22 protein-coding genes and 1 riboswitch are annotated in these 19,011 nt (G+C 70.3%); of the genes, 11 read left to right on the plus strand and 11 right to left on the minus strand.

The window, feature by feature from the left end:
- Nucleotides 1–169: 169 nt before the first annotated feature.
- On the plus strand, nt 170–1,021 hold the full coding sequence (otsB, locus tag ABT170_RS39045) for a trehalose-phosphatase (protein ID WP_329942112.1): 852 nt from the start codon (nt 170–172) through the stop codon (nt 1,019–1,021).
- Nucleotides 1,022–1,048: 27 nt separating this feature from the next.
- Here the strand turns inward: otsB and ABT170_RS39050 are convergent, their stop codons facing one another.
- Complete coding sequence (locus ABT170_RS39050) at nt 1,049–2,431, minus strand: alpha,alpha-trehalose-phosphate synthase (UDP-forming) (protein WP_329942111.1); 1,383 nt, start codon at nt 2,429–2,431, stop codon at nt 1,049–1,051.
- A 158-nt stretch (nt 2,432–2,589) separates the two neighbouring features.
- A complete protein-coding gene (locus ABT170_RS39055; RefSeq protein WP_329942247.1) occupies nt 2,590–3,540 on the minus strand; it encodes a glucosyl-3-phosphoglycerate synthase in 951 nt (316 codons plus the stop codon).
- 154 nt (nt 3,541–3,694) lie between these two features.
- Nucleotides 3,695–3,823: riboswitch (SAM riboswitch) on the plus strand.
- A 19-nt stretch (nt 3,824–3,842) separates the two neighbouring features.
- On the opposite strand from ABT170_RS39055, the gene thrC reads away from it, so the two are divergent.
- The 4 genes from thrC (at nt 3,843) to groL (ending at nt 8,041) form a co-directional block, all read left to right on the plus strand.
- Nucleotides 3,843–5,147: a threonine synthase gene (gene thrC, locus ABT170_RS39060; protein ID WP_329942110.1), complete on the plus strand. Its 1,305-nt coding sequence runs from the start codon at nt 3,843–3,845 to the stop codon at nt 5,145–5,147.
- 29 nt (nt 5,148–5,176) lie between these two features.
- Entirely contained in the window at nt 5,177–5,452 is a 276-nt protein-coding gene (locus ABT170_RS39065) for a MoaD/ThiS family protein (RefSeq protein WP_266932110.1), read from the plus strand.
- A 413-nt stretch (nt 5,453–5,865) separates the two neighbouring features.
- Nucleotides 5,866–6,072, plus strand: a complete 207-nt coding sequence (locus tag ABT170_RS39070) for a cold-shock protein (RefSeq protein ID WP_003967346.1) — start codon at nt 5,866–5,868, stop codon at nt 6,070–6,072.
- 346 nt (nt 6,073–6,418) lie between these two features.
- On the plus strand, nt 6,419–8,041 hold the full coding sequence (gene groL / locus ABT170_RS39075) for a chaperonin GroEL (protein WP_266932109.1): 1,623 nt from the start codon (nt 6,419–6,421) through the stop codon (nt 8,039–8,041).
- A 356-nt stretch (nt 8,042–8,397) separates the two neighbouring features.
- Here groL and ABT170_RS39080 read toward each other — a convergent pair whose 3' ends face one another.
- Complete coding sequence (locus ABT170_RS39080; RefSeq protein ID WP_351875759.1) at nt 8,398–8,925, minus strand: hypothetical protein; 528 nt, start codon at nt 8,923–8,925, stop codon at nt 8,398–8,400.
- A 387-nt stretch (nt 8,926–9,312) separates the two neighbouring features.
- Between ABT170_RS39080 and ABT170_RS39085 the strand changes: the two genes are divergently transcribed.
- The 4 genes from ABT170_RS39085 to ABT170_RS39100 are packed head-to-tail and all read left to right on the plus strand — an operon-like array spanning nt 9,313 to nt 10,818.
- Complete coding sequence (locus ABT170_RS39085) at nt 9,313–9,555, plus strand: hypothetical protein (RefSeq protein ID WP_329942108.1); 243 nt, start codon at nt 9,313–9,315, stop codon at nt 9,553–9,555.
- Complete coding sequence (locus ABT170_RS39090) at nt 9,545–9,781, plus strand: hypothetical protein (protein WP_329942107.1); 237 nt, start codon at nt 9,545–9,547, stop codon at nt 9,779–9,781. Before ABT170_RS39085 ends, ABT170_RS39090 begins: the two co-directional genes overlap by 11 nt.
- Nucleotides 9,782–9,823: 42 nt before the next feature.
- On the plus strand, nt 9,824–10,432 hold the full coding sequence (locus ABT170_RS39095) for a hypothetical protein (RefSeq protein ID WP_351875811.1): 609 nt from the start codon (nt 9,824–9,826) through the stop codon (nt 10,430–10,432).
- 11 nt (nt 10,433–10,443) lie between these two features.
- Nucleotides 10,444–10,818 carry a hypothetical protein gene (locus ABT170_RS39100; protein WP_351875762.1) on the plus strand — a complete coding sequence of 125 codons (375 nt, stop codon included), beginning with the start codon at nt 10,444–10,446 and terminating at the stop codon, nt 10,816–10,818.
- 123 nt (nt 10,819–10,941) lie between these two features.
- Here ABT170_RS39100 and ABT170_RS39105 read toward each other — a convergent pair whose 3' ends face one another.
- From ABT170_RS39105 to ABT170_RS39135, 7 genes are all read right to left on the minus strand, one after another.
- Nucleotides 10,942–11,295 carry a PRC-barrel domain-containing protein gene (locus tag ABT170_RS39105; RefSeq protein ID WP_329942105.1) on the minus strand — a complete coding sequence of 118 codons (354 nt, stop codon included), beginning with the start codon at nt 11,293–11,295 and terminating at the stop codon, nt 10,942–10,944.
- A 163-nt stretch (nt 11,296–11,458) separates the two neighbouring features.
- Nucleotides 11,459–11,629 carry a hydrophobic protein gene (locus tag ABT170_RS39110; RefSeq protein WP_329942104.1) on the minus strand — a complete coding sequence of 57 codons (171 nt, stop codon included), beginning with the start codon at nt 11,627–11,629 and terminating at the stop codon, nt 11,459–11,461.
- Between the two features lie 412 nt (nt 11,630–12,041).
- Entirely contained in the window at nt 12,042–12,266 is a 225-nt protein-coding gene (locus tag ABT170_RS39115) for a hypothetical protein (RefSeq protein ID WP_329942103.1), read from the minus strand.
- 266 nt (nt 12,267–12,532) lie between these two features.
- On the minus strand, nt 12,533–12,766 hold the full coding sequence (locus ABT170_RS39120; protein ID WP_351875767.1) for a hypothetical protein: 234 nt from the start codon (nt 12,764–12,766) through the stop codon (nt 12,533–12,535).
- Between the two features lie 533 nt (nt 12,767–13,299).
- The gene (locus ABT170_RS39125; protein WP_351875770.1) at nt 13,300–14,865 is read right to left on the minus strand and encodes a PTS transporter subunit EIIC; all 1,566 of its coding nucleotides are present in this window, start codon (nt 14,863–14,865) and stop codon (nt 13,300–13,302) included.
- 49 nt (nt 14,866–14,914) lie between these two features.
- Nucleotides 14,915–15,880, minus strand: a complete 966-nt coding sequence (gene murQ, locus ABT170_RS39130) for an N-acetylmuramic acid 6-phosphate etherase (protein ID WP_329942100.1) — start codon at nt 15,878–15,880, stop codon at nt 14,915–14,917.
- 34 nt (nt 15,881–15,914) lie between these two features.
- The gene (locus ABT170_RS39135) at nt 15,915–16,832 is read right to left on the minus strand and encodes a MurR/RpiR family transcriptional regulator (protein ID WP_351875773.1); all 918 of its coding nucleotides are present in this window, start codon (nt 16,830–16,832) and stop codon (nt 15,915–15,917) included.
- Between the two features lie 355 nt (nt 16,833–17,187).
- Between ABT170_RS39135 and ABT170_RS39140 the strand changes: the two genes are divergently transcribed.
- Both ABT170_RS39140 and ABT170_RS39145 read left to right on the plus strand, forming a co-directional pair.
- Entirely contained in the window at nt 17,188–17,556 is a 369-nt protein-coding gene (locus ABT170_RS39140; RefSeq protein WP_266932071.1) for a DUF8819 family protein, read from the plus strand.
- Nucleotides 17,553–17,825 carry a DUF4031 domain-containing protein gene (locus ABT170_RS39145; protein ID WP_266932070.1) on the plus strand — a complete coding sequence of 91 codons (273 nt, stop codon included), beginning with the start codon at nt 17,553–17,555 and terminating at the stop codon, nt 17,823–17,825. The genes ABT170_RS39140 and ABT170_RS39145 overlap by 4 nt, the downstream gene beginning before the upstream one ends.
- Here ABT170_RS39145 and ABT170_RS39150 read toward each other — a convergent pair.
- Nucleotides 17,776–19,011, minus strand: a complete 1,236-nt coding sequence (locus tag ABT170_RS39150) for a Cmx/CmrA family chloramphenicol efflux MFS transporter (RefSeq protein WP_329942098.1) — start codon at nt 19,009–19,011, stop codon at nt 17,776–17,778. The genes ABT170_RS39145 and ABT170_RS39150 overlap by 50 nt on opposite strands.

A 19,011-nucleotide genomic window follows, 5' to 3' on the forward strand; every position in this document is an offset into this window, starting at 1 on the left:
CCCGCGCCCGGGGCTCCCGCGCCCGGGGCTCCCGCGCCCGGGGCTCCCGCGCCCGGGGCTCCCGCGCCCGGGGCTCCCGCGCCCGGGGCTCCCGCTCCCGGAAGCGCCCCGGCCCTCCAGGACGGGCTTTTGAGGCCCCTCGGAGCACCGGGCGCTATAGGGTCGAAGCATGGGCAGACACCCCGACCTCCTGCCGTCCCCGAGCACCCCGGCCGGCCGTGAAGGCCTCGCCGCGATCCTCGCCCGGCCCGACCGCGCGGTCGTCGCTCTCGACTTCGACGGCACGCTCGCCGACATCGTCCCGGACCCCGAACAGGCCCGTGCCCACCCCGGCGCCGTCCCCGCGCTCGCCGCACTCGCCCCCAAGGTCGCCTCGGTCGCCGTGATCACCGGACGTCCGGCCGCCGTCGCGGTCCGCCACGGCGGCTTCGCCGGAGTGCCGGGCCTCGACCACCTCGTCGTCCTCGGGCACTACGGCGCCGAGCGCTGGGACGCCGTCACCGGCACCGTCCACGCCCCCGCCCCGCACCCCGGAGTCGCCGCCGTCCGCGCGGAACTGCCCGGAGTGCTCCAGGAGTTCAACTCCTGGCACGGCACATGGGTGGAGGAGAAGGGGCAGGCGGTCGCCGTCCACACCCGCCGCGCCGCGGACCCGCAGGCCGCCTTCGAGTCGTTGCGCGGGCCCCTCGGGGAGCTGGCGGCCCGGCACGGTCTGATCGTCGAACCGGGGCGCCTGGTGCTGGAGTTGCGCCCGCCCGGCATGGACAAGGGGGTCGCGCTGGCGGAGTACGTACGGGAGCTGGACGCCGAGTCCGTGCTCTACGCGGGCGATGACCTCGGCGACCTCGCGGCGTACGCGGCCGTGGAGAGGCTGCGCACCGAGGGCGCGGACGGCATCCCCGGTCTGCTGGTGTGCAGCGGCAGCGCCGAGGTGCCCGAACTGGCCGAGCGGGCGGACCTGTCGCTGCCGGGGCCGGAGGCCGTCGTCGGCTATCTGGCGGCCTTGGCGCAGCGCCTGTAGCCGGGGGGGCGCGGTGCCGTACCCGGCTCAGCCGCGCAGCGCCTCCAACTGGTCCAGGAACCACTGCTGCGGCGGCAGCGCGGTCGCCGCGGCGGCCAGCCGCTCGGTGCGTCCGGCCCGTTCGCCGCTCTCCATCGACAGTGCCTCGTGCAGGGCGTCGGCCGTGGCGGTCACGTCGTACGGGTTCACCACGATCGCGTCGGCGCCCAGCTCCTCGTACGCCCCCGCCTCCCGGGACAGCACCAGCGCGCAGCCGTGGTCGGAGACGACGGGGACCTCCTTGGCGACCAGGTTCATGCCGTCGCGGATCGGGTTGACCAGGGCCACGTCCGCCAGCCGGTAGGCGGCCAGCGAGCGTGCGAAGTCGTCCTTGACGTGGAGGACGACCGGGGTCCAGCCGGGGGTGCCGTGGGCGGCGTTGATCTCGTCGGCCAGGGTCTGCACCGCCGCCGTGTACTCCCGGTACACCGCGAGGTCCTGCCGGGAGGGGTAGGCGAAGGCGACGTGGACGACCCGCTCGCGCCACTCGGGGCGTTCGTCGAGCAGGGCGCGGTAGGCGTGCAGGCCGCGGACGATGTTCTTGGAGAGTTCCGTACGGTCCACCCGGACGATCGTCCGGCGGTCGCCGTCGCCGCCCACCTGCTCCCGCAGCGCGGCCATCCGTTCGTCCACGTCCGCCTCGTGCGCCCGCCGCCGCAGGAAGTCCGCGTCCGCGCCGAGTCCGTGCACCCCGATGCGGGTGCGGCCCGTGCCGCCCAGGATCTCCGTACAGCAGCCGACGAAGGCGTCCGCCCAGCGCCGGGTCAGGAACGCCGCGCGGTCGGCGCCCAGGATGCCGCGCAGCAGCTGCTCGCCGATGTCGTCGGGCAGCAGGCGGAAGTAGTCGACGGGGGCCCACGGGGTGTGCGAGAAGTGGCCGATGCGCAGGTCGGGGCGGAGTTCCCGGAGCAGGCCGGGGACCAGCGCAAGGTGGTAGTCCTGCACCAGGACGGCGGCGCCCCGCCCCGCCTCCTCGGCGAGCGCCTCGGCGAAGGCCCGGTTGTACGCCTCGTACGAGGCCCACTGGCGCCGGAACTCCGCGTCGAAGACCGGCTCGACGGGGGTCTGGTAGAGCAGGTGGTGGACGAACCAGAGCACGGAGTTCGCGATGCCGTTGTACGCGTCGGCGTGCACGTCGGCGTCGATGTCGAGCATCCGTACGCCCGGCTCGGCGACCCCGCGCCGGACCGCCTCGCGGTCGCCGTCGCCCAGGGCCGCGCACACCCACAGCTTGTCGTCGACGGCGCTCAGACCGGAGACGAGACCGCCCCCGCCCCGCTTCGACGCGAGCGAGCCGTCCTCGCTCAGCGAGTACGACACCGGGCCGCGGTTGGACGCGACGAGAACCTGGGCAGCGTGCTCGGAGACCATGTAGCGGAACCTAGCCCTTCCGGGAAGCCGTCAAACGCGAATCGCCGGGCGGGGCGCCACTGTGCCCACTCCGGGCGCTCACCGTGCCCACTCCCGCGCGCCGCTCACCCTGCCCGCTCTCCGGTGCGTCACCCCGCGTCACCCCGCGTCACCCCGCGTCAAGCCGCGCGGTGCGAGGTGTACTCCGCGATCTCCCGCATCGGCGGTCGTTCCTCCGTGTCCACCGCATGGGTGTGCGGGACGAAGCCGTTCTCGCCCCGTTCGAACTGGGTGAGCGCGGGCCGCACCAGATGTCCCCGGGAGAGCCGCAGTTGCGCGGTGCGGTAGATCGCCGCCGCCATCCGGCCCAGCGCCTGACCGTCCTGGTGGCGGTGCTTGCGGACGCCGACGTCGACCTGGGCCAGCGCGTCCAGGCCCACGGTGTGCAGCGCGTCCACGAGCAGCCCCAACTCCACCCCGTAACCGACCGGGAAGGGCAGCCGCTCCAGCAGGGAGCGCCGCACCGCGTACTCGCCGCCCAGCGGCTGGACGAATCCGGCCAGCTGCGGCCAGTGCAGATTGAGCAGCGGGCGCGCCACCAGTTCCGTGACCCGTCCCCCTTGACCTGCGGTGTCGCCCAGGGGGCGGTCGTACATCGCCTTGACGAACTGCACGGACGGGTCGGTGAGCAGAGGGCCGACGATGCCGGAGACGAAGTCCGCGGAGAAGTCCTTGAGATCGGCGTCGACGAAGCAGACGATCTCGCCGCTCGTCACCATGAGTGAGCGCCACAGGACCTCGCCCTTGCCGGGCAGGGCCGGTATCCGGGGGAGGATCTCGTCCCGGTGGACCACCCGGGCGCCGGCGTGGCGGGCGGCCTCGGCGGTGGCGTCCGTGGAGCCGGAATCGATCACTACCAGCTCATCGACGAGCCGGACCTTCTCCATCAGCTCGCGCCGGATCGTCGACACGATCGCCCCGACCGTCGCCTCCTCGTTCAACGCGGGCAGGACGACACTCACGCTCGCCCGGCGCGGATCCCCGGCGCGAGCGGTGATGAGACGGTCCAGCGGGCGGTCGGCTGCCGACCAGGAACGCCTGGTCAGCCAGCGTTCCACCTCTTCCAGCACGGTCGATACTCCCTGTGTGTGATCCATCTCGCGGTTCGGACGACTATCTCAACGGTCCGGTGCTTCGGTTACAGTCTTGAACAACGCGGATGACCGTCGCATGTCGGGGTCCGTCCGCCAATAAACGCCTGGATCGAAGATTCCAGTGCCACAGCGCTCATCCAGAGGGACTGAGGGAACGGCCCGTTGAAGTCCCGGCAACCCTCCCGCCGACCGTCGAGGTCTTGGTGGGGAAGGTGCCAATTCCGTCTTGCGGCGAAATGCGCCGCAAGGAAGATGAGGAGAAAGGGACCTCCGCCATCATGGCTGTTCAGGCTGTTGCTACATCCACCGATTCTTCTGTTTCGTCCGTGGATCTCGGTCCCGCCGCAGCACTTTCCTGCCGCGAGTGCGGCGAGCGTTTCGCCCTCGGCCCCCTCTTCGCCTGTGCGTCCTGTTTCGGACCGCTCGAAGTGGCGTACGACCTGCCGACCGGCACTCCCGACGAGCTGAAGAAGCGCATCGAGGCCGGGCCGAACAACATCTGGCGCTACGCGCCGCTGCTGCCGGTCCCCGCCGACGTCGCGGACAAGCCCAACATCAACCCCGGCTTCACCAAGCTGGTCAAGGCCGACAACCTCGCCCGTGAGCTGGGTGTCACCGGCGGCCTGTACGTCAAGGACGACTCCGGCAACCCGACGCACTCCTTCAAGGACCGCGTCGTGGCCATCGCCGTCGAGGCCGCCCGTGCCTTCGGCTTCACCACCCTGTCCTGCTCCTCCACCGGCAACCTCGCCGGCGCGGTGGGCGCCGCCGCCGCCCGCGCCGGCTTCCGCTCCTGCGTGTTCATCCCGCACGACCTGGAGCAGGGCAAGGTCGTCATGGCCGCGGTGTACGGCGGTGAACTGGTCGGCATCGAGGGCAACTACGACGACGTCAACCGCTTCTGCTCGGAGCTCATCGGCGACCCGCTCGGCGAGGGCTGGGGCTTCGTCAACGTCAACCTGCGGCCGTACTACGGCGAGGGTTCCAAGACGCTGGCGTACGAGATCTGCGAGCAGCTCGGCTGGCGGCTGCCCGACCAGATCGTCATCCCGATCGCGTCCGGCTCGCAGCTGACCAAGATCGACAAGGGCCTCCAGGAGCTGATCAAGCTCGGCCTGGTCGAGGACAGGCCGTACAAGATCTTCGGCGCCCAGGCCGAGGGATGCTCCCCGGTCTCCACCGCCTTCAAGGCCGGCCACGACGTGGTGCGGCCCCAGAAGCCGAACACGATCGCCAAGTCCCTGGCGATCGGCAACCCGGCCGACGGCCCGTACGTCCTGGACATCGCCCGCCGTACCGGTGGTGCCGTCGAGGACGTCAACGACGAGCAGGTCGTCGACGCGATCAAGCTGCTGGCCCGTACCGAGGGCATCTTCGCCGAGACGGCGGGCGGGGTGACGGTCGGTGTGACGAAGAAGCTGATCGAGGCCGGGCTGCTCGACCCGACGCTGACCACCGTTGTCCTGAACACCGGCGACGGCCTCAAGACGCTGGACGCGGTGGCCGCGACCTCGCAGGCGACCGCGACCATCCGGCCGAGCCTGGACGCGTTCCGCGAAGCCGGCCTCGCCGCCGCCCTCTGACCACCCCGAGACCGAAGGAAGGCACCCCTATGAGCGTCAAGGTCCGTATCCCCACCATTCTCCGCACCTACACGGACGGCCAGGCCGAGGTCGCGGCGGAGGGCACGATCCTCTCCGAGGTTATCGAGTCCCTGGAGGCGAACCACCCGGGTATCGCCGCCCGCGTCCTGGACGACCAGGGCAAGCTGCGCCGCTTCGTGAACGTGTACGTCAACGACGACGACGTGCGCTTCGAGGGCGGCCTGGAGGCCGCCACCCCGGACGGCGCCGGCATCTCGATCATCCCGGCCGTCGCCGGAGGCTGACGACTTCGCCGTGTGACCCCTGTTGCCCCCTCCGCGAGAGAAGCGGAGGGGGCAATTCTGCATGGTTGAGCACGGTACAGTTGGGGAAGCCCCCTCCGCTGCCCGTGTCGCCCGCATATGAGAATGCGCCCGGCCGCGATAAGAAGCAGCCAATATGGTTGAGCACCTTGCGTCATAAGTGCCCTTTGTCGGGCCCGACTTGCCCGGGAATCCCATGTATTCCTCATATTCGCGTGTTCAGCCATGCCCAGAATTCTCGTCCGATTGACCTGTTGCAGAGGGCAGTTGGACAGATACATTCGGCCGCGGTCGACGCGCTACGGCGCACACAACCTCTCCTGTCGGAGGGTGAGTTCTGACCCGGGCCCGCGAAGTGCGGTCCTGTGCAAGGGCCAGTAATAGGGGAGTTAGGCATGGCTCAGGGCACCGTCAAGTGGTTCAACGCGGAGAAGGGGTACGGCTTCATCGCGGTCGACGGTGGTGCGGATGTTTTCGTCCACTACAGCGCGATCCAGATGGACGGGTACCGCACCCTCGAAGAGGGTCAGCGAGTTGAATTCGAGATCTCGCAGGGCCAGAAGGGGCCGCAGGCGGACATGGTCAAGCTCGCCGTCGGCTGAGCTCGGCGCGGTCGGCCAACGACACCACTCACGCACTGAGGGCCCGTACCCCCTGGGGTACGGGCCCTCAGCGCGTCCGCGTCCCGCCCGGTGCTCCGGGGGCGCGTGAGCCCCCCCGTTCCGGGCCCGCGGGGTGTCCACAAACCGTGGCACCTGCTTGCACTCGCAGGGGTCGAGTGCTAATCATTGGCGTTAGCACTCTCCAGGTGAGAGTGACAGAAACTTGGACCGGGCCGGTGAGGCCCGCAGGCGCGGTGGGGCAAGGAACCACCGGGCAGGCAGGCCGTCCGTCGCGGGCGCCACTCGGTCCGGAGAAATCCACCCCTGTCCGGGAGGACCACTTCACATGGCCAAGATCATCGCGTTCGACGAGGAGGCACGGCGCGGTCTCGAGCGCGGGATGAACCAGCTCGCCGACGCCGTCAAGGTCACCCTCGGCCCCAAGGGCCGTAACGTCGTCCTCGAGAAGAAGTGGGGCGCGCCCACGATCACCAACGATGGTGTTTCCATCGCCAAGGAGATCGAGCTCGAGGACCCGTACGAGAAGATCGGTGCGGAGCTGGTCAAGGAGGTCGCCAAGAAGACGGACGACGTCGCCGGCGACGGTACGACCACCGCCACCGTTCTCGCTCAGGCGCTCGTCCGCGAGGGCCTGCGCAACGTTGCCGCCGGTGCCAACCCGATGGCGCTCAAGCGGGGCATCGAGAAGGCCGTCGAGGCCGTCTCCGCCGCTCTGCTGGAGCAGGCCAAGGACGTGGAGACCAAGGAGCAGATCGCTTCGACCGCCTCCATCTCCGCCGCCGACACCGAGATCGGCGCCAAGATCGCCGAGGCGATGGACAAGGTCGGCAAGGAAGGCGTCATCACCGTCGAGGAGTCCCAGACCTTCGGGCTGGAGCTTGAGCTCACCGAGGGTATGCGCTTCGACAAGGGCTACATCTCGGCGTACTTCGCCACCGACATGGAGCGTATGGAGGCGTCGCTCGACGACCCGTACATCCTGATCGTCAACTCGAAGATCGCCAGCGTCAAGGACCTGATCCCGCTGCTGGAGAAGGTCATGCAGTCGGGCAAGCCCCTGCTGATCATCGCCGAGGACGTCGAGGGCGAGGCCCTGTCGACCCTGGTCGTCAACAAGATCAAGGGCACGTTCAAGTCCGTCGCCGTCAAGGCTCCGGGCTTCGGCGACCGCCGCAAGGCCATGCTCGCGGACATCGCCATCCTCACCGGTGGCACCGTGATCTCCGAGGAGGTCGGTCTCAAGCTGGAGAACGCCGGCCTGGACCTGCTCGGCCGCGCCCGCAAGGTCGTCATCACCAAGGACGAGACCACGATCGTCGACGGTGCCGGTGACAGCGACCAGGTTCAGGGTCGCGTCAACCAGATCCGTGCCGAGATCGAGAACTCCGACTCGGACTACGACCGCGAGAAGCTCCAGGAGCGCCTCGCGAAGCTGGCCGGCGGCGTGGCCGTCATCAAGGCCGGTGCCGCGACCGAGGTCGAGCTCAAGGAGCGCAAGCACCGCATCGAGGACGCGGTGCGCAACGCCAAGGCCGCCGTCGAGGAGGGCATCGTCGCCGGTGGTGGCGTGGCGCTGCTCCAGGCCTCGGCCGTCTTCGAGAAGCTCGACCTGACCGGTGACGAGGCCACGGGCGCCAACGCCGTGAAGCTCGCGCTGGAGGCCCCGCTCAAGCAGATCGCCGTCAACGGTGGTCTTGAGGGTGGCGTCGTCGTGGAGAAGGTCCGCAACCTGCCGATCGGTCACGGCCTCAACGCCGCGACCGGCGAGTACGTCGACATGATCGCCGAGGGCATTCTCGACCCGGCGAAGGTCACGCGCTCCGCCCTGCAGAACGCCGCGTCCATCGCCGCGCTCTTCCTCACCACCGAGGCCGTCATCGCCGACAAGCCGGAGAAGGCCTCCGCGGCCGCTCCGGGCGGCATGCCGGGCGGTGACATGGACTTCTGATCCTTCCCGGGAAACCGGAGGATCGGACCTGTCCGACATACCGAGGGCGGCATCCCCTGCGAAGGGGGTGCCGCCCTCGGGCGTTCCCGGCTGCCGCCGCACGCCGGGTGCGGCGGGTCGGGCGCCGCCGAAGCGGCGCGCCACGCGCACGACCGGGGCGTGTCGGTGGCCCGCTGGTCGTCCGGCTGCCCGACGTCTCGATGATGATGTCCATCCAGCCGGCCTTCCCGGCCGAACTGCGCGCCTCCCTCGCGTACGTGGAACAGGACTCCCCGGTTCTCGCCGGGACCCTCAGGGAGAACCTGCTCTTCGCCGCTCCCCGGGCCACGGGCCAGGGCGGCAGAGCCCCACGGCTCCTACGGGAGTGCCGTGCTGACCGCGTCGACCGCCATCATCCACATGGGCTGGCCACCTGTTCCGAAGGCCGCCGACAGCGCGTATCCGATCGCCGCGTCGAGCGGTTCGATCGGGGCCCCCGCCCGCCACTCGGCGATCACCCGCCTGTCGCCGTCCGACGAGAAGTCGCCGAGGTGCTTCCCGTCGCGGGTCAGCCGGCTGCTGGGGATGGAGTCGGGAACCAGCCGGTAGGACGTGCCCGCGTGGGTGACATCGACCCGGTAGGAACGGCGGCTGAGCCTGCCCTTGGCGGGCAGGACCGTCGCGTCGTGGCCGTCCACCGTGAGCGTGAGGTGTGCGGGGTCACGGGTGCCGATGACGATGTGGTCATCGACCTCGGCGCCGGGTGCGCGGGTGAGGGTGATGCGAGGAATGTTCTCGCCGCTGACGACCAGTGTCCCGCCGTGCTCGCCTTCGAGTTCGACGGATATCTCCCCGTAGCGGTCGTCGTCGGTCGCGGAGGATGCCGGGGCGTCGGCGTCGGGCACGGGGGCGGCGTCGGGCAGGGGGGGCGGCGTCGGGCATCGGGGTTCTCGGTCCTTCGGTCGTACGGCTTGGGCGGGCGCGGTCAGCGGGCGGCGCGCATCCGGCCGGCGCGCGTCCGGGCCCCATCGGTGCGCCCTCTCCGACCGGGGGACCATTCTCCTCAACTCCGCGGACTGGGGGGATGGGGTGGGGCAACGGGCCTCCCATCCACGGTGGGGAGCGCCCGGATCTCGACACTTGGGCTCCGGGACGTCTCCGTGCGCCCGGCCCCGGTTTGGCAACTCACCGTGACATATGTGTGTTTGCTGGAACTGCGCCTCTTCCGGGCTCGCCGCGCGTTGGACACGCTGGGTAGGCATTTTCGTCACTCAGCGTGGAAGGTGTGCAGCATGGATTCGATGGAGCGGCGCAAAGCGGCGGCGGAGAGGGTACGGATGGCGGAGGACGCGGTGGAGCGGCTGAAGGGGGGTCTCGCCGGGGTCGGTGTGACGCTGCCCTCGCTGCGGATCGACCCCGTGTCGTGCGCCGGGAACGAACCGGTTCCGCTGGTCGATCTCGGCCGCTGCAACCTCGACACGGCCTTGCGGCTGTGCAGGGTGCTGGCGGAGAAGGAGAGCGGGTATGACGAGTGAGGACAACGAGCCGTGTACGCCCGAACCGGGGTCGTTCGCGGTGGACGCCCGCGACGGGCGGGTGGGCCGCGTGATGGGCCGGGTCGGACCGTACGTACAACTGAGGCCGCCGGGCGGTGGCGCGGAGTGGGACTGTCCGCCGGAGGTGGTCCGGCCGGCGCCTCCGGGTGTGGTGCTGCGGGCCCGGGTGACGGAGATCAACAGGGAGGGGCAGCTGCCGCGTTGAGAGCGGGGGCGCCGGCCCGGTGGTCGATAGGCTGCCGCCGTGATGACCGGTGCGGGACAGCGGGCGGGTGCGCGGGCAGCGCGTCGCCTGGCGGAGATCGGCGGCTTTGTGATGCGGCCGGGACTGAGCGAAAGGGAGTTCGGCCGCATCGAAGCGGAGTACGGAATCGAGTTCGCCGACGACCACCGGGCCTTCCTGGCCGCAGGGCTGCCCGTCGGGTCCGCGTCCCCTCCGGAAGAGGGCGCGTCCGCGCGTCAACCCTGGGTGGACTGGCGCGACGGTGATCCGGCGGACATCCGCGACCGGTTGTCGTGGCCGGTCGAGGGGCTGCTGTTCTCGGTGGAGCACGGCTGGTGGCACGGGGACGCCTGGGGACCTCGTCCGCCGGAACCGGAGCGCGCCGTGGCCGTCGCCCGTGGCGAGCTGGCCACGGTGCCGCAGCTGATTCCCGTGTACTCCCACCGGTACCTTCCGCCGGGCCGGGGGGTGTACGGCCACCCGGTCCTGTCGGTGTCCGGCGCCGACATCATTTGCTACGGGCGTGACCTGTGGGACTACGTGGCCCGTGAGTTCGTGGGGTGGGACGCGGCGGAGGGCGACGCCTCGGACGTATCGCCGAGTGTCCCGTTCTGGACGGACCTGGTGAGTTGACGGGGCGACCCATGACCAGCGGCAGCGGCAGCGGGAGTGGGAACGGCAGCGGGAGTGGGAACGGGAACGGGAACGGGAATGCCCGAGGCCGGGTGGCGTTGTGGGCGGCGGGCGCCGTATGCGCGGTGATCCCGCTCGCGCTGCATGTGGTGGGCGGCTACTTCGTGCTCTGCGCGCTGCTGACCGGGTCGGAGGGCCCATGGGACCGGTCCGTGACCGACACGGTACGGACGTGGGGCACGCTGGCCGTGGTGACCGAGCTGCTCGGGGCGGCGGCGACAGTGGCGTTCGTGGGGATGCGGCGCTTGCGGCGCTGGTGGTTCGGGGTGCCCGCCGTGCTGATTCCGGTCGCGGTGGTGCGCATGGTGTTCGCGCCTGTGCCGTGAGCCCGGTGAGCCGGGCGGGACGGGGTGGGCGTCGGGTTTCTCTGTGGACATGCCGGACGGCGGGCCCGGCCCTTCTTCAGGGTCGGACCCGCCGTCCGGGGTGACACGAAACAGGCCGATGGATCACATGATGCGGAAGGCGTCGTAGTAACCGCCGACCTGTGCGTGATAGCCGGGATCGGCCGTGTGCTTGTGCCGGTCGAACTCCGGTGCGTCCTTGATCTGTTCCTTGGTCAGGTCCACGAAGACCTTCCGGTCCTCCGTGTCTATGTGCGTGACCGTGCCCGCGGGGAGCAGGATGTCCTTGCCGAAGATCCACACTCCGGTGTCGACCACGAGATAGGCGGATCCGGCATCGTCGGAGTGCTTGTCGACCTTGCCGATACCTCCGTCGGTCGCCTCGACCGAATATCCGGTCAGATCGGCCCCGGCGGTGTGTCCGCTCGAAGGCCGGTAACCCCACAGGGTGTCGCTCATGAAAAGGCTCCTTTCCGGACGGTCCATTTCGGCGTGAGAGCCCCAGGGGAATGATGTTGAACGGCTCTCGATTTATCGGGTGCCCGGGTCCGGGGGTCGCATGCGTGATTTCTCGTGATCCATGCGATCCGGGTTCACCCGCGTCTTTGCCGGTGAGGCGCGCCTACCAGCGGTACCACCGGCCGCGCCTGCCGCCGCTCGCGGCCGGGCGGACGATGAAACCTATCGCCCAGACCACCAGCACGATGATGGCGATCCACCACAGTGCCTTGAGCGCGAAACCGGCACCGAAGAGAATCAGGGCGAGCAGAAGAACGAGTAGCAGGGGAACCATGTGTATCAACCTCCGAAACACCGGGTGCCCTCGAAGACGTTCCCCAAACGCTCACCGTGCATGAGCCCGGTAGTGGCCCCCTGAATGAAGTGGACGGTGCGCTCGGCCCCACGCTCTTGGGATCGGAAGGAGCGGATGCTTTCCGTCGCTCCGGCGAGCCCCACCGGGCCACCGGCATCGCGAAGGCCACCCTCGTCCCTAAGGGCTGTCCCGCAATTCCTGGCGGGCGCACGACGACAGCTACGGCACCTCGCCACGTTGTCGAAACGCCCGAATGCATCCAGTATGCGGGCGCCTCTCCGCCTTGCGATGCACCGCATCCGACGCCGCGCGCTGATCCACCAGGAATTGCGGGACAGCCCTTAGCCGCGTCTCGACCACCAGGATTACGGGCAGCCCATAAGGAGAATGCTCAGCGTCGCCGTTCGTCAGAACCGAATCCCCGGCCCGATCCGGGGTTCATGTTGAAAGCACGTACGTCATTGCGTATCTGCTGCGCCCGCTTCGTCGCGTCCTGCTCGATGAGCAGCCCCTCGATGTTCTCCGTACTTTTTCCTCGATTGCGTCGCGCAAGGATGAAGACGCACCATCCGGCCAGGCCGCCCATTCCGACCAGAAGCCATGTGTACGTTCCCATTCTTTCCCCCCATTTCGTTTTGCTATTCATTTTGCTGGTGGAGGTGGCATATTTGTCACATGGTATCCCTTGGCGGTTGCTGACAAAAGCGCGCCTGCGGGATGATTTTTGGCCAGTTGGCCGAACATATTTAGACATGGGAATGGGAAGGGGGTCGATTTCTTGGTGCGGCAACGACACGGCGTGGCGTGGTGCCCGACCGTGGATCGCGTACGAGGACTTGTCGGCGCTCCCGTCAGCGAAGCCATCCATGGGATTCGCCGGACTCATGCCGGGATGAAGCCCGGCCACCAGGGCGGGACGTTGGCCGGGCACAGCGGGGCGGGATAGAAGTCCGGCATTCCGAGCCATGTGATGAGGAACCAGGTGAACCACAGGGTGAAGATGAGCCCTGCGGCCAGCGCCGCCCCACGATGACGTCTTCCGAGGGTGTTGAGCAGGATCGCCCACGGAACCGCAGCGGCGATCCACAGCAGAGGCGCGAGGAACAGCAAAGTCATGCTGTTGGCCGCTGCTCCGCTGCCGATGTCACAAGCAGCCCATGCCCTTCCCATCGCGGCAATGGTCACCACCGTGGTCAGCCCGCCGGCGAGGACCCCAAAGCCAGTTCCTCCGAACCAGTGGCGCGGGGGACCCGACGGCTCTGCTCCCACGATCGTCTCCCCCGCCTCGCCGTAGACGCGGAGAGTACCAACGCTCTGAAGCAGCCCGCCGGGCCTGGCCTGCCCGACCGGCGGTGGCCTGCCCGACCGGCGGTGGGCCGGTGCCGGATCCCTCTGTTCGCGCGGGGGCGGGAACCGTCCACGCACGCCGGGGACCGGTCGAGTTCGCCGGCCGCGTTCCGCTCCGCAGGCGGAACCGGTGGAGCAGGCCGAGGGCATCGGCCTTCCGCCACCGAAAGCGTGTCGCTCCGCCGTATCGCCGCCGGTCAGCGGAGTCCCGGGCCGGCGGCGACGCCGTGACCGTGTGAAACGCCAACGGCACCGGGCCGCGCGGTGAGCGCGACCCGGTGCCGTTGACGTACGGGGGTCGATCAGACCCCGGCGGGTTCCTTCGCCGGGGAGCCGGGGCCCGTCTCGGGGCCGGGGCCGGGGCCGGGGGACGTGGCCGGGGAGGTGGCGGGTCCGCCCGTGGCGGTGACCGTGGACGCGGCGGGCTCCTGGGAGACGTTGAACTCCGTCAGCAGGTCCTTGCTGAAGCCGAAGAAGTACGTGGCGACGAAGCCGGCGACGTACCCGACGAGCAGGCCGCCCGCGTAGATCGCGATCGTCGAGCCCAGGCCGTGGTTGCCGTCGAGCAGCGGGAACAGGGCCCAGCCGGACGGGCCGATGGCCGTGGAACCGACCGTGTCGCCGAGCTGGTTGAACAGGCCGACGAAGCCGCCGCCGAACGCGCCGCCGACGCACGCCGTGATGAACGGGCGGCCCAGCGGCAGCGAGACGCCGTAGATCAGGGGTTCGCCGACGCCGAGCAGGCCGGCGGGGAGGGCGGACTTGATGGTGCGGCGGATCGACTCGTTGCGCGGGAGGCGGAAGTAGACGGCCATCGCCGCACCGACCTGGCCCGCACCGGCCATCGCGAGGATCGGGAGCAGGACCGTGTAGCCCTGCTGCTCGATCAGGGTGGTGTGGATCGGGATCAGAGCCTGGTGCAGGCCCAGCATCACCAGCGGCAGGAAGAGACCACCGAGGACGAAGCCCGCGCCCGCACCGCCGTTGGACAGCAGCCAGTCGGCGAACGTACCGATGGCGGAGGACACCTCACCGGCCACGTACATCAGGCCGAAGATCGTGACCAGACCGGAGACCAGCACCGTCAGGGTCGGGGTGACCAGGACGTCCAGGGCCTCCGGCACCCAGCGGCGGCACCACTTCTCCACGTACACCGCGAGCACCGCCGCGCCCAGCGCGCCGAGCACACCGCCCTGCCCGGGGGAGAGGGTCTGACCGAACGCGTCGATGTTCGCGACGCCCGGGAAGACGATGATCGCCGCGACCGCACCGCCCAGGATCGGCGTACCGCCGAACTCCTTCGCCGTGTTGTAGCCGACGAACACCGCGATCAGAGCCATGAAGCCGGAGGCAATCGCGGCGAGCGCGGGGGTGACGGAGGGCAGCCATTCCAGGTTGACCAGGAGACCGTTGAGGCCGGCGATGATGCCGCAGCCGATGAGGGCCGGGATCAGCGGGACGAAGATGTTCGCGATCTTCCGCAGGAAGAGCTTGAACGGTGTGGCGTTCTTCGCCTTCTGCTGCGCCTTGATCGCGGCGCCCTGCGCGGCGAGTTCATCGGCGGAGACGGGGCCGGTCGCGGGGGCGGGCTCCGGGGCGGCGGCCCGGCCCTCCTCGACCAGTTGCTCGAACTCCGGGGTGACACGGGCGACCGTGCCCGGACCGAGGACGATCTGGTACGTGTCGTCGTCGACCACCCCCATGACGGCGGGGAGCGCCTTCAGGGCCTCGTCGTCGACGAGGGAACGATCGTGCAGACCGAGGCGGAGCCGGGTCATGCAGTGGGCGATGGAGCTGACGTTCGCGGCGCCACCGACGAGCGGCAGGATCGCGGCGGCAGTGGCGCGGTTCTTGTCTTCTGTGGCCATGGTGCGTGGTGCCTTGCTGTGCGGGGGTGCGGGAGTGGTGCCGGGTGGGTCAGGTGGTGCGTACGGCCGCGAGGGCGGCGCGGAGGTGACCGTTCGAGTCGGTCAGGAGCGTGGCGGCGGTGGGCCCGTCGACCCGGCCGAGGATGGTGAGGATCGCGTTCTTCACCTCGCCGCCGGTGGCGGCGAGCGCGGCCTCGATCTCCGGGTCGGAGGCGCCGGTGGCCAGCGAGACGATGCGGCGGGAACGGGCCCGCAGCTTCTCGTTGGAGGCGCGGACGTCGACCATCAGATTCCCGTACGTCTTGCCGAGCCGGATCATCGTGATCGTCGAGATCATGTTGAGGACGAGCTTCTGCGCCGTACCGGCCTTGAGGCGGGTGGAGCCGGTCAGCAGCTCGGGGCCGACGACGACCTCCAGGCCGTGTTCGGCGGCGGCGCCGAGGGCCGAACCGGCGTTGCAGGACAGGCCGATGGTCAGGGCGCCCAGGGCGCGGGCGTGCTCGACGGCGCCGATCGCGTACGGGGTGCGGCCGGAGGCGGAGATGCCGACCACCGTGTCGTCCGGGGTCAGCCGCAGCGCGTCCAGGTCGGCGGCGGCCAGCTCCTTGCTGTCCTCGGCGCCCTCGACGGCCTTGACCATCGCGGACGGGCCGCCCGCGATCAGACCGACGACCTCGGACGGATCGGTGTTGAAGGTGGGCGGGCACTCGCTGGCGTCCAGGACACCGAGGCGGCCCGCGGTTCCGGCGCCCGCGTAGATGAGCCGGCCGCCGCGTGCCATGCGCTCGGCGGTGGCGTCGATCGCGGCGGAGATCTCCGGCAGCCGTTCGGCGACGGCGGCGGGGACGGTGTTGTCCTCGCCGTTCATGATCCGCGCGAGTTCGGCCGTGGGCAGCTGGTCGATCTCGGCGAGCTCGGGGCGGAAGGCCTCGGTGGTGAGGGTGGCCAGTTCCGCGCGCAGCTCGCCGTAGCCGTCGGGTGAGGCGTTGGTGTTGGCGCCGGTGGTGGAGGTCATGGAGAGCGGCTCTGCTTTCTCGGTCTCGTACGGTTCAGCGGGTGCGGGGGTTGTGGCGGTGGGCGAGGGCCTCGTAGGAGGCGGCGAGTGCGGGGGCGGCTGTCTCGTACGTCCGCTGGGCGACCCCTATGAACAGGCAGTCCACGACGAGGAGCTGGCTGGTGCGGCTCGACATGGCGGCCGGTCGCAGCTCGCTCTCGCGGGCCGTGGACGTGGTCAGTACGTGGTCCGCGTACTGCGTGACCGGGCCGTCGGGCCGTCCGGTGATCGCGACGGTGGTCGCCCCGTGGTCGAAGGCGACCCGGAGCGGCTCGATGACGTCACTGGTCGATCCGGAGTGCGTGATCGCGATGGCCACGTCGCCGGAGCGGAGCTGCACGGCGTTGGTCACCGCGAGGTGCGGGTCCATGTGGGCGTGGGCGATCAGCCCGATACGCAGCAGTTTCTGCGCCAGGTCCTGGCCGACGAGGGAGGACGCCCCGACTCCGTAGATGTCGATGCGGCGGGCGCCCGACGCGGCGGCGACGGCGGCGCCCAGCTGTACGGTGTCCAGCCCGGCGGCGGTGTCGGCGAGGGTCTGCTGCTCGTCGTAGGCGAGCTTGGCGACCACGTCCGCGATCGGGTCGTCGACCGCGATGTCCGCGGTGACGGACGGCGCCCGGCCCGACTCCTGGTGCGCGGCGAGCCCGGCGAGCGCGAGGCGCAGGTCCCGGTAGCCGGGGTATCCGAGGAGCCGCGCGGTGCGGACCACGGTGGCCTCGCTGGTGCCGGTGAGCTCGGCGAGACCGGTGACGGTGAGGGCGGCGCATCCCGCCGGGTCACCCGCGACGGCTTCGGCGACGTGCTGCATGGAGCGGGTCATGGAGGGCGCGAGGGTCCGGACCTTGGCGGCGAGGGCCGCGGGGGCGGGCGGAGAGTCGCCGCTGAAAATTTCCTTCACTTCACTAGTCACTCTTGAAAGATATTTTCACCCCTCTGCTCCGTCAACCCCCCATTGGTCCCTTCCTCCGGCGGGACCTTGGTCACATGGCGGCGGCGGTGGGGCACGTCGCGTCGGCGGGGTGGGCGGGGGTGAGGGATGTCGCTGCGTCCGCCGGTCCGGGCGCGCGGATTGGTGGATCGGCGGGATTTAGAGGAACCCGGTCCGGTTCTGTTCGGTGGCGATGCCGTCGCGACTGCGCGTGGCGGAATGTGTCACCCCGCCGACGAGCCCGCACGGCTTCGTCGCACTCGACTCGCCGGGCGCGCGGCGTCCTCCGTTGCTGTCGGGCGCCGGGACGTAACCCGTGTCGGGGGACAATGGCTGCATGGAGCTGAACCCCCTGGAGCAGGCACTGCACACCGCACGCGCGCTGGTGATGGCCGATCTCGCCGCGGGCGATGTCGCCGAGGCCGAGATCGTCTCGCTCGTCGAGGACGCGGTGACCCATCGGCGCTGGTGGGTGGAGCAGTGGCCCGAGGGGGCGGAGTTCGTCGTCGGGCTGATCGCTCAGGATGTGCAGGACGCGCTGCTGGAGCGGTACGGGCGGTGGCCGCTGTGTCCCGTGTGTGTGGAGGACGGGCCGCACGCGCTGGATGTCGAGCCGGAGCTGGGGCCCGACCCGCACTGGGTGTGCACCAAGGCGACCGTGATGGTGGCGCCCGTGGGGGCGCTGAGCGGGGTGTCGCGGCGGTGACCGTCTATATCGACCCGCCGGACTGGCCGGGGCACGGGCGGCTCTGGTCGCACCTGGTCAGCGATGTGTCCTTCGAGGAACTGCACGCCTTCGCCGCCGTGATCGGCTGCCCGCCCCGCGCCTTCGAGCGGGACCACTACGACCTGCCCGAAGCCCGGTACGCGGATGCCGTGCGGGCCGGGGCGCGGGAGATCGGCTCCAAGGAACTGGTGCGGCGCCTCACTGCCGCGGGGCTGCGCAGGCCGAAGGGGCGGCCGGCTCCGGAGTAGCGGGGGTCACGTTCTTCGCCACCAGCAGGGACGACCGGGAGCCGGCGCGCTGGAGCCGGAGCGAGACGACCACCGCCGCCAGGGCCAGGACCGTCATCGCCGCGCCCGCCCAGGCCGTGGCCTCGTAGCCGAAGTCCGCGTCGATCACCGTGCCGCCCAGCCACGGGCCGCTCGTGTTGCCCAGGTTGAACGCGGCCGTCGTCGTCGCACCGGCCAGCGTCGGGGCCGCGCCCGCCACGTTGAACATCCGGGCGTTGAGCGCGGGGGCCGTGAAGAACGCCGAGAGGCCGAGGAGGAAGGCCAGCGCGACCACCATGATCTGGCTGGAGGCGAACAGGGCCAGCGCCACCAGGAACACCGTCGACGCCGTCACCCCGCCCAGCAGCACCCCGAACAGGTGCGCGTCCGCGACCCGGCCGCCGATCGTCGTACCGATCACCGCGCCGATCCCGAACAGGCCGAGGATCCACGGCACCCAGCCCGATTCCAGGCCCGCCACATCCGTCAGCAGCGGCGCGAGGTAGCTGAAGGCGCAGAACACGCCGCCCGCCGCCAGCGCCGTGATCACGATCGACAGCCAGACCTGCCGGTCCCGGTAGATCGACAGCTCCTGCTTCAGCTCCGGCTTCCGGTCCGGCAGCGGGATGTGCGGGATCCGCGTCGCGACGCCGACCAGCGCCACCGCGGACGCCGCGCCCACCGCCCAGAACGCCGACCGCCAGCCCAGGTGCTCACCGAGGAACGCCCCGAGCGGTACGCCCAGGACGTTCGCGATCGAGAGCCCGCCGATCATCACGGCCATCGCCCGCGCACGCGCGTTCACCGGCACCATCGCGATGGCCACCGCCGCCCCGACCGCCCAGAAGCCCGCGCACGCGAACGCGCTCACCACCCGTGAGACGAACAGCACCTCGTACGTCGGAGCCAGCGCACCCGCGATCTGCCCGAGGCCGAAGACCGAGATCAGGGTGATCAGCGTCGTCTTGCGCGGCAGCCGGAGCGTGCCCACGGCGAGCAGCGGGGCGCCGATCACCATGCCGATCGCGAAGGCCGATATGAGAAGTCCGGCACGGGGAATGGACACGTTCATGTCGTCGGCGATGGGCGGCAGCAGCCCGGACAGCATGAACTCGCTGGTGCCGAGGGCGAAGACCGAGAGGCCGAGAATGTATACGGCCAGCGGCAT

Source organism: Streptomyces sp. NPDC001787 (genome assembly GCF_040297465.1).
Classification (GTDB): Bacteria; Actinomycetota; Actinomycetes; order Streptomycetales; family Streptomycetaceae; genus Streptomyces.

What these genes read in the sequence shown, in the direction of transcription:
- thrC (WP_329942110.1), top strand. Translation starts at nt 3,843, where the DNA reads ATGGCTGTTCAGGCTGTTGCTACATCCACCGATTCTTCTGTTTCGTCC.
- ABT170_RS39105 (WP_329942105.1), bottom strand. Translation starts at nt 11,295, where the DNA reads ATGAGCGACACCCTGTGGGGTTACCGGCCTTCGAGCGGACACACCGCC.
- ABT170_RS39110 (WP_329942104.1), bottom strand. Translation starts at nt 11,629, where the DNA reads ATGGTTCCCCTGCTACTCGTTCTTCTGCTCGCCCTGATTCTCTTCGGT.
- ABT170_RS39065 (WP_266932110.1), top strand. Translation starts at nt 5,177, where the DNA reads ATGAGCGTCAAGGTCCGTATCCCCACCATTCTCCGCACCTACACGGAC.
- ABT170_RS39120 (WP_351875767.1), bottom strand. Translation starts at nt 12,766, where the DNA reads ATGACTTTGCTGTTCCTCGCGCCTCTGCTGTGGATCGCCGCTGCGGTT.
- ABT170_RS39090 (WP_329942107.1), top strand. Translation starts at nt 9,545, where the DNA reads ATGACGAGTGAGGACAACGAGCCGTGTACGCCCGAACCGGGGTCGTTC.
- murQ (WP_329942100.1), bottom strand. Translation starts at nt 15,880, where the DNA reads ATGACCTCCACCACCGGCGCCAACACCAACGCCTCACCCGACGGCTAC.
- otsB (WP_329942112.1), top strand. Translation starts at nt 170, where the DNA reads ATGGGCAGACACCCCGACCTCCTGCCGTCCCCGAGCACCCCGGCCGGC.
- ABT170_RS39115 (WP_329942103.1), bottom strand. Translation starts at nt 12,266, where the DNA reads ATGGGAACGTACACATGGCTTCTGGTCGGAATGGGCGGCCTGGCCGGA.
- groL (WP_266932109.1), top strand. Translation starts at nt 6,419, where the DNA reads ATGGCCAAGATCATCGCGTTCGACGAGGAGGCACGGCGCGGTCTCGAG.
- ABT170_RS39140 (WP_266932071.1), top strand. Translation starts at nt 17,188, where the DNA reads ATGGAGCTGAACCCCCTGGAGCAGGCACTGCACACCGCACGCGCGCTG.
- ABT170_RS39085 (WP_329942108.1), top strand. Translation starts at nt 9,313, where the DNA reads ATGGATTCGATGGAGCGGCGCAAAGCGGCGGCGGAGAGGGTACGGATG.
- ABT170_RS39100 (WP_351875762.1), top strand. Translation starts at nt 10,444, where the DNA reads ATGACCAGCGGCAGCGGCAGCGGGAGTGGGAACGGCAGCGGGAGTGGG.
- ABT170_RS39095 (WP_351875811.1), top strand. Translation starts at nt 9,824, where the DNA reads ATGACCGGTGCGGGACAGCGGGCGGGTGCGCGGGCAGCGCGTCGCCTG.
- ABT170_RS39070 (WP_003967346.1), top strand. Translation starts at nt 5,866, where the DNA reads ATGGCTCAGGGCACCGTCAAGTGGTTCAACGCGGAGAAGGGGTACGGC.
- ABT170_RS39050 (WP_329942111.1), bottom strand. Translation starts at nt 2,431, where the DNA reads ATGGTCTCCGAGCACGCTGCCCAGGTTCTCGTCGCGTCCAACCGCGGC.
- ABT170_RS39125 (WP_351875770.1), bottom strand. Translation starts at nt 14,865, where the DNA reads ATGGCCACAGAAGACAAGAACCGCGCCACTGCCGCCGCGATCCTGCCG.
- ABT170_RS39150 (WP_329942098.1), bottom strand. Translation starts at nt 19,011, where the DNA reads ATGCCGCTGGCCGTATACATTCTCGGCCTCTCGGTCTTCGCCCTCGGC.